The following is a 12,605-nucleotide window of genomic DNA, read 5'->3' as shown; positions in this document are numbered from 1 at the left end:
GGCAATTACTCTTCAGAATCCCCAGCTTCAGAATCATCATTGGCTTCTGACGCGAAGTCGTGACGCTCACGGCGTTCGTCTTTCGCTTTAACCATTGGTGATGCTTCAGTTACCGCGTGTTTAACGCGCATAACCATGCTACGGATAACGGCGTCGTTGAAGCGGAAGTTTGTTTCCAGCTCATCGATCGCTTCCTGCGGGGCTTCAACGTTCAGCAGAACGTAGTGAGCTTTGTGCAGTTTATTGATCGGGTAAGCCAGCTGACGGCGGCCCCAGTCTTCCAGACGGTGGATCGTACCAGCAGCATTAGTGATTGTTGCACTATAGCGCTCGATCATGCCCGGAACCTGTTCGCTTTGGTCAGGATGGACCATAAAAACGATTTCGTAATGACGCATCGATTATTGCTCCTTACGGATTATTCAGCCTCCTGATAGGGTCAACCGCGGCCCATGGAGGCAAGGAACGTGTTTGTGTGCGGCTGAAAAATGACGCGTAACTATACTTGCGGGCGGATTGAAACTCAAGGATTGCCGGGGATTTATTCTTGTTCTAACCATTACTCTGCTAAAACCGCACTTTTTGTTCATGACAGAACCTATGGATGTTAATCCATTAGTCCGCTAAATCTTTCAATGAAATCATTAGCTCCGCATGAATATTATTCATTTTTTTTGACAAAGTGAATCAATTATCACGTATTTTTAAATTAACAAAAGAGACTAAAATTAATTACATCCACCGCAAAACAAGCGGCGCAGCTAACTGAAAGTTATTCAAAGTATATAAATAAGATATTGGAGTCACCGATGAAACATACACTCACCATCGCAACCCTACTCGGCTTGGTCTTATCGACCAGCACTTTCGCTGCCACAGAAATAACCGCCCAACAAGCTATGCAGCAACAGCGCGTCAGTATCGGCGCATTGTCACTGGGCCACAATGTTGTTTCTCCTGATGACGCCACGGCGCAAATCAGTCAATTAGCCGATGAACGCGGAGCCAGTTCTTATCAGATAATTGCTATGCATGAACCTGGCGATAACAGTTCCATACACGTTAATGCCGTTCTCTATCGCTAAGATTCAATAGATAAATACAACACCAGAGAAACACCCAGAAATACAGAGAAAGAAAAAGATTGCCCGCAGACCCATTCCCCCCGCTTGTCGGGGGTTTTTTATAGATATTTACTAAAGAAAAGCGTCCCCGCAGCCAAGGCGGTTGGGGTGATTTTATGCCCAATCCCTGCTTCGGTGAGATAGGTTAGGTGCTTATCGCGCCCACTGATTTGCAGAGCTTGAACCAACCGCGCACTCTCTGCCGCCGGTACCACCTCATCCGCTTCACCATGCCAAACCAATAATGGCCGATCAGCAATTTTTTCTAACTGATGGGTAAGGTCATAATCTGTCAAAGGTGCCAGACGGCGCTCAAACTCTGCCGCGCTGACCTCGCGTCCGTCCTCCAAGGGAGGAAACAGCGTGTGCGCCAGCGAGGTAAAATAACCCGACCCCATAAAATCGGCGGCGACACTGACCCACGGATAGCGGGCAAACGCGCCCAACGTCGTCATCCCGCCCATTGATGCCCCCGCAACACCAATCCGCTCTCCCTCAATCAATCCCGCCTGTTGATAATGTTGTTTAATCGCGGGCAACTCATCAATATTAGATTTCAGGATCTCCCAAAAATGAGAAAGTCGCCGAGTTTCATTACCCTCAAAACGCGCGCCATGCATGTCCGCATCCGGCACGATAGTGCGAAAACCTGCTTGTGCGAAAGCATAAGCAAAATAGGAATAAACCTCTTTTGACGAGGTGTAACCGTGATAAAAGAAAATGGTCGGTAGCGGCTGCTGGCGCTTACCCGCAGGGGCCGCATGGATGACCTCAATCCCATTAATGTTTTCCAGCGACATCTCAATCATGGCGAGAATCCTTTATTTATCAAGCACAGCATCAATACGAAAAACTGATTTATAGACTTAAAAACTTAATGCAGTTTGAAGTATGGCGGGTATAAAGTCTTAAACTAATTTCTTCCAAGATATTCCCTCATCTTGGCGCTTGAGCGTTACACTTGAGAAATAATGGGCAGGGCGGTGACGGCCCTGCTGACAAAGAGGTAAAAATGAAGATAAAACGCGCAATGGTGTTCCTACTGATCACTCTGGGACTTTCAGCTTGCAGTGCTTTTCACGTCACCCCGGCCCCGCCGCCTGTGGCTCAGCCCTATGCTCAGGAAATTACCCGCGCACAGAGCCTTAATTTACAAAAAGTGGGCACCGTCTCAGCTCAAGTATTTGGCAGCCCAATGGATATCGAAGCTGAAATTAAACGCAGGGCAAATGCCAGTGGCGCGCCCTACTATTTGATTATCATGATGTCTGACAGTATTTATCCGGGCATTTGGTATGCCAACGCACTGTTGTATAAGTAAATTATTGAATTGTCAGCCCGCAATCCCGGTGGCGCGGCTCAACAACCGCGCGCAAACAGCTTCCGGCAACATATATTGATCCCGATGATCGAGCGTCATATGGCACCAGGCATCGGCTAACGGCGGTGAGGTAAACCGCAGTAATTGCGATGCACAGCATAAATCAAACAGTTGCTGGGTTATTGCCCGCCCTTGTTCTTCCTTAGGATTTTTCAGCCGCTGCTGCAATTGCCGCCATGCGCGGTCAAATAGCCGGTTTTGCCCTCGTACGGGATAAAACTCTTGCTGAAGCATGTCTATCGCAGAGGGGAGTTTGCGGAATGTGCGCAGCACATCAAGACACATAATATTGCCGGAGCCTTCCCAAATACTATTGACCGGCATTTCCCGATAAATCCGCGGCAACTCACTTTGTTCGCAATAGCCAATCCCGCCGAGCACCTCCATCGCCTCCGCAACAAACCCACTGCCCAGCCCACAGACGCGGTATTTTGCCGCCGGTGTCAGTAATCGACTGAATATCTGCTCATGAATTTCGCCGGTTTTTTCCCATGCGCTGGCTAAGCGCATTAATAGCGCGGTGTGGCCCTCTAAACGCAATGCCATGCGGCTTAAGACTTGCCGCATCAAAGGTTGCTCAACCAGTGCTTTACCAAAAGCCTGCCGCTGCCAGGCATGATATAACGCGACGGAAAAAGCGCGCCTCATCAGGCCATGGCTACCGAGCGCGCAATCAAAACGGGTATATCCGCCCATTTTTAGAATTTGGCGAATGCCGTCGCCCTCCTCCCCCAATAACCAGGCGGTGGCGTGATCAAATTCGACCTCGCTGCTGGCATTCGAGCGGTTGCCGAGTTTCTCTTTCAAGCGCTCTAAGCGGATGGCGTTATCGGTGCCGTCCGGCAATATTTTCGGCAGGAAGAAGCAAGATAAACCGCCCTCAGCTTGCGCCAGCACCAGATGCGCATCACTTTGTGGCACCGAGAAAAACCATTTGTGCCCGACCAGTCGATAAGCTTCTCCATGGCCGCGCACTTCCAGCGGCTCGGCTCTGGTAGAGTTACTTAATACATCAGAGCCGCCCTGTTTTTCCGTCATGCCCATGCCAATCAATAAACCCCGCTTCTGGCTACCGACGGTTTGATGAGAGTCATAGCGGTCTGAAAGCAGTGGCGGTAGCCAATTTTGGAATAGTGGCGGAAGTGTTTGTTGCAGCAGCGGGATCGCGCCAAATGTCATGGTTATCGGGCATAACGTCCCTGCCTCCACCTGGGCATGCAGGATAAAGCGCGCCGCACGGGCAACAAAAGAGCCTCTCCGGGCATCTTCTTGCCACGGCAAATTATGCACCCGGTGGCTGACCAACTCTTGCATTAACACATACCAAGCCGGATGAAATCGCACCTGATCCAAGCGCTGCCCAGCGGCATCGTAGCGCAATAATTCTGGCGGATTAGCATTTGCCAGCCGCCCTAGCTCAAGTGACCCCTGCGAACCCAGTTGCAGTCCAATCCGAGAAAGATTTTCCCCATCCCAGCTAGCATGTTCCCGCAACACAGCTTCCCGCAGGGCCATATCAGACAGAAATAAATTACTGTTCGATAATGGCTCTGGTTGGTTGAAAACTAAGTGAGTCTGCCACTCCATACTTTCCTCCATTCCGATATTCATTATGAAACCGTCATTCATAAATCAGGGTTAAGTATGGTGCAGACGTGGCTTTTTGCTGGCGGACTTATCACAAACAGATATTGATCTACTCGATATCACTGATAGTGGTGAAAAATCCCCCTATCTGACAAACAAAAGGCCAACATCCGAAAATGTTGGCCTTTTTGACATGCAGGGATGAAATGAATATTAGATTTTCAGTGTTCGCTGACGCACTGCTTCAAACAAACACACACCGGTAGCGACCGACACATTGAGGGAGGAAACACTCCCCGCCATCGGGATGCTGATCAGCTCGTCGCAGTGTTCGCGGGTCAAGCGGCGCATACCTTCACCTTCGGCCCCCATCACCAGCGCCATCGGGCCGGTCATTTTGCTCTGATATAACGTGTGGTCAGCTTCGCCAGCCGTCCCGACAATCCAGACATTGTGCTCTTGTAACACTCGCAGCGTACGCGCCAAATTTGTCACTTTAATTAATGGCACGTTTTCGGCAGCACCACTGGCGACTTTCTTAGCAATAGCATTAAGCTGCGCTGAGCGATCCCGCGGCACGATAACCGCGTGGACACCCGCCGCATCCGCACTGCGCAAGCACGCGCCCAGATTATGGGGATCAGTGACCCCATCCAGCACCAACAGGAAAGGCGTTTCGACACTTTCCAGTAATGCTGGCAAGTCATTTTCCTGATACTGACGCCCTTCACGGACTCGCGCCACAATCCCCTGATGGACACCGCCTTCAACCTGTGAATCCAGCCATTGACGGCTGGCAACCTGAATCACTAAACCGGCAGCTTCCAGTTCAGCAATCAAGGGCTGTAGGCGACGATCGTCACGACCTTTCAGAATAAAAACTTCCAAAAAGCGTTGTGGATCATTGTCTAACAAGGCTTTGACGGAATGAATGCCGTAAATAATTTCGCTCATGATGCTCTTTTATAAATGATTAAATATCAATGAATTCGGGCGACCAGGGCCGCCCGACAATCAGCAGGCCATTATTGGTCGCTGCTGGTTTTTTTCTTCGCGCGCTTGGCCTTAGTGGCAGCGGCAATTTTCTTAGTCTTAGCTGATGCTCTTTTCGCTTTCGCTTTGGCTTTTTTCTCGGCCAATGCTTTTTCATCTAACTTAGCGGCAGCATCTACCGGACGGAAAGCACTATCCGGCTCAAAGTTTGCCGGTTTTTTAGCACGACGAGGGCGTTTCTGCCCACTTCCTGCCGGTGCACTATCACGGCGCGGTGCTCCAGATGAAGCGCCGCGTCCACCACGCCCCGTGGAGGTATCGCGCAGAGTGCGCTGACCATCAGCTTTTTTGGCTTTATCACGCGCCGTTTTGCCTTCGCCGCGCGGTTTACGGGTACTGGAGACCAGTGCAAAGTCAATTTTGCGCTCATCCATATGTACCGCTTCAACGCGAATTTCTACGGTGTCGCCCAGCCGATAGGTCATACCGGAAGACTCGCCGATCAAGCGCTGGCCGATGTTGTCGTAGCGATAGTAATCATTATCCAAGCTGGAAACATGCACCAGACCATCAATAAACAAGTCATCGAGGCGCACGAAGAAACCAAAGCCGGTGACACTGGCAATGATCCCGGTGAAGACTTTACCGACCTGATCCTGCATAAAATCACACTTCAGCCAATCCGCCACATTACGGGTAGCTTCATCAGCGCGGCGTTCAGTCATTGAGCAATGTTCGCCCAATTGCAGCATCTCGTCATATTCACTGTGCCAGCCACCGGTGGGTGTCCAGCGCTCTTTCACATTGCCGTGCTCTTTAGCGAGCTGGTATTTGATAGCCCGATGCATGGCTAAATCAGGATAACGGCGAATTGGCGAGGTAAAATGCCCATAAGACGCTAATGCCAAGCCAAAGTGACCCCGGTTTTCCGGATCGTAAATCGCCTGTTTCATCGAGCGCAGCAACATGGTTTGCAGCATTTCATGATCCGGACGATCCGCCACTTCATCCATCAGCACCGCATAATCTTTTGGCTCTGGTTTTAAACCGCCACCAAGAGTCAGGCCCAGCTCACCCAGCACGCTACGCAGTGCGGAGATATGGTCATCACTTGGACGGTCATGCACCCGGAACAGCGCCGGCTCGTTGTGTTTTTCCACAAAACGCGCCGCAGCAATGTTCGCCAGAATCATGCACTCTTCAATCAACTTATGCGCGTCATTACGCACCGTCGATTCAATCCGCTCAATGCGCCGTTCGGCATTGAAGATAAACTTGGCTTCTTCGGTTTCAAAGGCAATACCGCCGCGTTCAGCACGGGCCTGATCCAGCGCTTTGTACATGGTGTGCAGCTCTAACAAATGCGGCACCAGCGGCTTATATTGTTCACGCAGCGACTCTTCACCATCAATAATCCGCCACACTTTGGTGTAGGTCAGACGCGCGTGGGAGCTCATCACTGCTTCGTAGAACTTATACGACGATAACTTACCCTGGGCGGAGATGGTCATCTCACACACCATGCACAGGCGGTCTACCTGTGGATTCAGGGAGCAAAGGCCGTTGGACAGCACTTCCGGTAGCATCGGAACAACTTGTGACGGGAAGTAAACCGAGTTACCACGGCTGCGAGCTTCATCATCCAGCGCAGTGCGCGGGCGTACATAATAGCTGACATCAGCAATCGCCACCCACAAGCGCCAGCCACCACCGCGTTTTTTCTCACAATACACCGCATCATCGAAGTCACGGGCATCTTCACCATCAATAGTGACCAAAGGTAGGTTGCGTAAATCCACCCGCCCTTTTTTCGCTTCTTCCGGCACTTGCTCTTTCAGATCCGCAACTTGCTTTTCAACTTGTGGCGGCCAGGTATGCGGGATTTCATGGGTGCGCAGCGCGATATCTACCGCCATGCTGGTACCCATATTCTCGCCGAGCACTTCAACAATCTTACCCACCGCTTTAGAACGGCGAGTCGGGCGCTGAGTTAACTCGACCACGACCATATAGCCCATCCGCGCACCGCAGATAGCATCAGGTGGAATCAGGATATCAAAACTCAAGCGGCCATCATCCGGCACCACAAAACCGGTACCGGCATCAGTAAAGTAACGGCCGACAATCTGGCTGGTTTTCGGGACTAATACGCGCACGATACGTGCTTCACGGCGGCCTTTGCGGTCAGCGCCAACCGGCTGGGCCAAGACCACATCACCATGAATCGCGGTTTTCATCTGTTCTGCGGAGAGATACAGATCGTCTTTACTGCCTTCAACACGCAAAAAGCCGAAACCATCACGGTGGCCAATAACTGTCCCGCGCAATAAGTCCAGACGCTCAGGTAAGGCATAGCACTGACGGCGGGTGAAGACCAATTGCCCATCACGCTCCATTGCGCGCAGGCGGCGACGCAGCGCCTCTAGCTGTTCTTCACCAGATAAATTAAGTTCATTGGCCAGCTCTTCACGGCTGGCGGGTGTTTCGCGCTTGGCGAGATGAGCCAAAATGAATTCCCGGCTAGGGATCGGTGACTCATATTTCTCTGCTTCTCGTTCCAAGAATGGATCTTGTGACATTGCGGTTCCTCCGTTGTCAGCAGCAGGTTGCTATCCCCGTCTTACTTGAAGCCGCAGGGGCTTTAGCTGCAACTCCACGTTCTTTGGGTATATGTATCTTTTTATTAAACAAAAAGCTACTCAACAAGTAATAGCTTATAGAGCGGGGCATTATCTTGAACCATATCGGCTAAAGTATAGTTATCCAACTCGTTAAGGAAACTTTGTACTGCCTGATTAAGCACTTGTTTCAGGCGGCAAGCGGGGGTTATATGACAAAAATCACTACTGCAATTCACCAGAGAAAGAGGTTCTAACTGGCGAACAACATCACCAATTCGAATCTGGTCAGCCGGTTTACCTAACCGTATGCCGCCGTTTTTCCCCCGCACGGCAGTGACCAACCCGACACGGCTCAACTGATTGATTATTTTAACCATATGATTGCGAGACACGCCATAGACCTCAGTTACCTGAGAAATGCTGGTCATTTGGCCTTCAGGTAGCGAGGCCATATAAGTCAGCGCCCGCAAACCATAATCGGTAAAACTTGTTAACTGCACGTATACCCCTGAGTATCAGTTTACTCGGCTTAAACCCATCTAAGATGACACGTTTTGGATAGATTATAAGTGCGATTCTAAGTGCTATTTAGAAACTTATAGTTTGAATGATAAACCAGCCATAAAGCTTGCGGCTAATCTTTTAGATGGAGGGCGAGTCTTTTGATGTAAAACGGCTTATCCGAGGTCACTTCTGCACACAGTCATACCCAAAAATCTTAGCTTTGCAACTAACAACACGGCAACATCAAGTAAGAAAGGTATAAACAATAAACCGGACGTAAGCCCGGTTTATTGGAATCTGAATTCTGATTATTTAGCTATCAGCTAACTAATCATGCATCAAATGGGTCGCGCAGGATCATGGTTTCTTCACGATCTGGGCCGGTAGAAATAATATCAACCGGAACACCTGTCAGCTCTTCTACACGTTTGATGTAGTTCAGGGCTGCCTGTGGCAACTTACTGTGTTCTTTCACGCCAAAAGTAACGTCTGACCAGCCTGGCATGGTTTCGTAGATTGGCTCGATACCTTCCCAACCTTCAGCAGCCAGCGGAGTGGTCGTCACTTCGCGACCATCTGGCATGCGGTAGCCAACACAAAGCTTAACTTCTTTCAGGCCATCCAGCACGTCCAATTTAGTCATGCAGAAGCCAGACAAGGAGTTGATCTGCACAGCACGACGCACCGCAACGATATCCAACCAGCCGGTACGACGGCTACGGCCAGTGGTCGCACCATATTCGTTGCCTTGCTTGCGCAGGAATTCGCCGGTCTCGTCATTCAGTTCAGTCGGGAATGGACCTGCACCTACACGAGTGGAATAAGCTTTAACGATACCCAGTACATAATCAACATAACGTGGACCCAGGCCAGAACCTGTCGCTACGCCACCTGCGGTGGTGTTAGATGAAGTCACATACGGATAAGTACCGTGGTCGATGTCCAGCAAGGTGCCTTGTGCGCCTTCAAACATCATGAAATCGCCACGTTTGCGGGCACCGTCCAACAATTCAGAAACATCAACGACCATTGCGGTCAGAATATCGGCGATAGCCAATACTTCATCCAGCACTTTCTGGTAGTCAACCGCTTCTTCTTTGTAGTAATGCACCAACTGGAAGTTGTGGTAATCCACAATTTCTTTCAGTTTGATCGCGAAAGTTTCTTTGTTGAATAAATCGCCTACACGCAGACCGCGGCGAGCAACTTTATCTTCATAGGCAGGGCCGATACCACGACCGGTAGTACCAATAGCTTTTGCACCACGTGCTTTTTCACGCGCATTATCCAGAGCTACATGATAAGGCAGGATTAATGGGCATGCTTCGGAGAGTAACAGTCGCTCACGTACAGGCACACCGCGCGCTTCAAGTTCTGTCATCTCTTTCATTAAAGCGTCAGGTGCCAGTACAACACCGTTGCCGATGATGCTGATTACGTTTTCACGCAGAATACCTGAGGGAATTAAATGAAGAACGGTTTTCTCACCGTTAATAACCAAAGTATGGCCAGCGTTGTGACCACCTTGATAGCGCACAACATATTTAGCCCGTTCAGTCAGCAGGTCAACGACCTTGCCCTTACCTTCGTCACCCCATTGGGTGCCCAGTACGACGACGTTCTTACCCATCTCAAAAATCACCAGGTTGCTTAAAAAAGGATTCTAACATCTCATTCGGCTGCTTTCAGTAATTTTTAACACATAACTGCACAATTTTTGTGCTTACATTTAGCCACCCATGCGGCTACGCAACATGTAGTAGATAACGACGCCTGCAACCACTAATCCTCCGCCAAAACGACGTAAAGTGGCATCAGGTAATTCAGTCATTGCCTGAATCATTTTGCGCCAGGTTTTGGGGTAAAGCATCGGGCCAAGCCCTTCCAGCACCAAAACCAAACCCAATGCTAACAAGATGGTTGAATTCATTTTCTGTCTCAATCAAATGGAAAAGGCGGCCTAAAATAGAAAAGGCCCGCGTGAACGGGCCTTACTGTTGCTGTCAAAAACCGGCTGTCACGGCAGTCGTTATGGACGTTTGCTAGAGTTATCTGGCGATTTCATGTAGCGGAAGAAATCACTTTCAGGGCTCAGAACCATCACATCGTTGCCGCTGCTGAAGCTATTTTCATACGCGCGCAAGCTACGGATGAAAGCATAGAAGTCTGGATCTTTACTGAATGCGTCAGCAAACAGACGAGCCGCTTCTGCATCACCGCCACCACGCGTAATACGCGCCTGACGTTCTGCTTCTGCCAGAGTACGCGTCACTTCATAGTCAGCTGTTGCACGCAACTTCTCGGCTTCTTCCTGACCTTGCGAACGGTGACGACGGGCTACCGCTTCACGTTCAGCACGCATACGCTGGAAGATAGCGTCAGAGACTTCTGCCGGTAAGTTGATTTGCTTGATACGCACGTCAACCACTTCAATCCCCAGAGCCGCCATGCTGTTCGGGTTAACCGCTGGCTGTTTGCCACGGGTTTCCTGTTCAACACGGGCTGCCGCAGAGGCAATAGCATCATCCGCTTCAGTAGTAACGGCTTCATCGCCCACACTACCGGTATTCAGCGCATCACGAACATCTGAAGTCAGACGACCGCGTGAATCTGTTACGATGTCGCGCACATTCAGGCGACCGATTTCAGAACGCAAACGGTCACTGAATTTACGTTTCAACAGCACTTCAGCCTGAGATACATCACCACCACCGGTGGCCAGATAGTAACGGCTGAAATCGCTGATACGCCATTTCAGGTATGAGTCAACAATCAGGTCTTTTTTCTCGTTGGTCACGAAACGGTCGGCCTGGTTGTCCATGGTTTGAATACGGGCATCCAACGTCTTCACTGTTTCGATAAATGGTATTTTGAAGTGCAGGCCCGGCGCGTACACCAGCGGCTTGTTCTCACTATCACGTAATACCTTGCCAAAGCGCAGTACAATACCGCGTTGACCTTCTTGTACCACAAACAGCGAAGCGTAGAGTGCGACTAACACCACAACGACGATAAGTAAAATAGACTTACGCATTGGTTATTCTCTCCCTACGCGAGTGGAAGTATCACGCTGAGCATTCGCCCGGCGCTGATCCATGATAGAGCCACTGGTTGAACTGGTATTCGAGTTACTTGCACCAGATTCTTGGCTGCTATTAGCAGAGGAAGGCGGATTCAAACGAATCAGACTGGTGTCTTTGTTGCCATCCGTTTTCTCTGTAGCACCTTGTCCACGCAGCAGTTGATCCAACGGCAGCACCATCAGACTATTACCTTTGTCATTCGCCAGCACTTTGCGGGTATGACCGAGGACTTTCTCCATGGTTTCGATATACAGACGCTCACGGGTAATTTCCGGTGCAGCCTTATACTCAGGCAACAACTTAGCAAAACCAGCAACTTCACCCTGCGCTTCCAGCACTTTACGTGCGGCATATGCACGAGCATCTTCTAACAGACGCTGCGCCTGACCATTAGCACGAGGCTGAACTTCGTTGGTGTAAGCTTCTGCTTCACGAATATATTGTTGTTCGTTTTCACGGGCAGCAATCGCATCATCAAATGCCGCTTTAACTTCTTCCGGCGGACGCGCTGCCTGGAAGTTAACGTCCAGCAAAGTAATACCCATTTTGTATGGACGAATAGTTTCTTCCAGTACACGCTGAGTATCGCTACGCACGATGGTACGGCCTTCGGTGAGGATTTTGTCCATGGTGTATTTACCAATAACACCACGCACTGCGCTGTCAGTGGCCTGACGCAGACTGTCATCCGGGTTTGTCACGCTAAATAGATAAGCGGCCGGGTCAGTTACGCGGTACTGGACGTTCATTTCGATACGAACGACGTTTTCATCAGAGGTCAACATGACACCTGAAGCCGCCAATTCACGTACAGACTCGACGTTAACCGGAGTAACTTCATCAATAAAGGTCGGTTTCCAGTTCAAACCTGGCTGTACAATGTGGCTTAATTTACCCAAGCGAGTCACAACACCGCGCTCAGCTTCTTTAATTGTATAGAAACCACTTGCCGCCCAGATAACCACAACCGCAACCACAGCGATACCCACAATACGCCCACTGAAAGCAGGGCCTTGTGTCGCGCCATTATTGCCATTGCCGTTGCCGCCACCCTTGCCTGTGAGGCTACTTAGCTTTTTGCTCAGTTTCCGGAAGATATCATCCAGATCGGGCGGCCCTTGGTCACGGCCACCTTTATTATTATTGTTATTGTTATTTCCGCCAGAGTTGCCGCCATTATTATTGCTGCTCCCCCACGGATCGCGGTCCTGTCCGTTATTACCGGGCTGATTCCACGCCATGTTTTAGCTCCATTCTTCTATGATTGGTTTTCTTCAGGCCAAGAGCACACGCCAAAGAAGCTGGCTCTTAA

12 protein-coding genes are annotated in these 12,605 nt (G+C 50.1%); 2 read left to right on the top strand and 10 right to left on the bottom strand.

The features are described from left to right. Nucleotides 1–5: 5 nt before the first annotated feature. The gene (rpsF, locus tag OVO64_RS12020; RefSeq protein ID WP_002210153.1) at nucleotides 6–398 is read right to left on the bottom strand and encodes a 30S ribosomal protein S6; all 393 of its coding nucleotides are present in this window, start codon (nucleotides 396–398) and stop codon (nucleotides 6–8) included. A gap of 411 nt (nucleotides 399–809) precedes the next feature. On the opposite strand from rpsF, the gene OVO64_RS12015 reads away from it, so the two are divergent. Beyond that, entirely contained in the window at nucleotides 810–1,085 is a 276-nt protein-coding gene (locus OVO64_RS12015; RefSeq protein ID WP_038636909.1) for a DUF1471 domain-containing protein, read from the top strand. 98 nt (nucleotides 1,086–1,183) lie between these two features. Here the strand turns inward: OVO64_RS12015 and yjfP are convergent, their stop codons facing one another. Continuing rightward, nucleotides 1,184–1,933, bottom strand: a complete 750-nt coding sequence (gene yjfP / locus OVO64_RS12010; RefSeq protein ID WP_038636911.1) for an esterase — start codon at nucleotides 1,931–1,933, stop codon at nucleotides 1,184–1,186. Between the two features lie 203 nt (nucleotides 1,934–2,136). On the opposite strand from yjfP, the gene bsmA reads away from it, so the two are divergent. Then, nucleotides 2,137–2,445 carry a biofilm peroxide resistance protein BsmA gene (gene bsmA / locus OVO64_RS12005; RefSeq protein ID WP_038636912.1) on the top strand — a complete coding sequence of 103 codons (309 nt, stop codon included), beginning with the start codon at nucleotides 2,137–2,139 and terminating at the stop codon, nucleotides 2,443–2,445. 12 nt (nucleotides 2,446–2,457) lie between these two features. On the opposite strand, the gene OVO64_RS12000 is transcribed toward bsmA, so the two are convergent. From OVO64_RS12000 to hflK, 8 genes are all read right to left on the bottom strand, one after another. Continuing rightward, on the bottom strand, nucleotides 2,458–4,104 hold the full coding sequence (locus OVO64_RS12000; protein WP_038636915.1) for an isovaleryl-CoA dehydrogenase: 1,647 nt from the start codon (nucleotides 4,102–4,104) through the stop codon (nucleotides 2,458–2,460). 201 nt (nucleotides 4,105–4,305) lie between these two features. Continuing rightward, a complete protein-coding gene (gene rlmB, locus OVO64_RS11995) occupies nucleotides 4,306–5,046 on the bottom strand; it encodes a 23S rRNA (guanosine(2251)-2'-O)-methyltransferase RlmB (RefSeq protein ID WP_038636918.1) in 741 nt (246 codons plus the stop codon). 71 nt (nucleotides 5,047–5,117) lie between these two features. Continuing rightward, a complete protein-coding gene (gene rnr / locus OVO64_RS11990; protein ID WP_038636920.1) occupies nucleotides 5,118–7,664 on the bottom strand; it encodes a ribonuclease R in 2,547 nt (848 codons plus the stop codon). A gap of 116 nt (nucleotides 7,665–7,780) precedes the next feature. Next, nucleotides 7,781–8,206 carry a nitric oxide-sensing transcriptional repressor NsrR gene (nsrR, locus tag OVO64_RS11985; RefSeq protein ID WP_004707017.1) on the bottom strand — a complete coding sequence of 142 codons (426 nt, stop codon included), beginning with the start codon at nucleotides 8,204–8,206 and terminating at the stop codon, nucleotides 7,781–7,783. 335 nt (nucleotides 8,207–8,541) lie between these two features. Further along, a complete protein-coding gene (locus tag OVO64_RS11980) occupies nucleotides 8,542–9,840 on the bottom strand; it encodes an adenylosuccinate synthase (protein WP_038636925.1) in 1,299 nt (432 codons plus the stop codon). Nucleotides 9,841–9,939: 99 nt separating this feature from the next. Next, nucleotides 9,940–10,140, bottom strand: a complete 201-nt coding sequence (locus OVO64_RS11975; RefSeq protein WP_004392478.1) for a DUF2065 family protein — start codon at nucleotides 10,138–10,140, stop codon at nucleotides 9,940–9,942. Between the two features lie 99 nt (nucleotides 10,141–10,239). Beyond that, nucleotides 10,240–11,244 (bottom strand): protease modulator HflC, encoded by a 1,005-nt coding sequence (hflC, locus tag OVO64_RS11970; RefSeq protein WP_038636928.1) that lies wholly within the window; start codon nucleotides 11,242–11,244, stop codon nucleotides 10,240–10,242. A 3-nt stretch (nucleotides 11,245–11,247) separates the two neighbouring features. Beyond that, a complete protein-coding gene (hflK, locus tag OVO64_RS11965; protein ID WP_038636930.1) occupies nucleotides 11,248–12,534 on the bottom strand; it encodes an FtsH protease activity modulator HflK in 1,287 nt (428 codons plus the stop codon). Nucleotides 12,535–12,605: the final 71 nt, after the last annotated feature.

It is taken from the genome of Yersinia sp. Marseille-Q5920 (genome assembly GCF_946902935.1).
Taxonomy (GTDB): domain Bacteria; phylum Pseudomonadota; class Gammaproteobacteria; order Enterobacterales; family Enterobacteriaceae; genus Yersinia; species Yersinia rochesterensis.
This window is presented reverse-complemented; position numbering and strand designations above follow the sequence as displayed.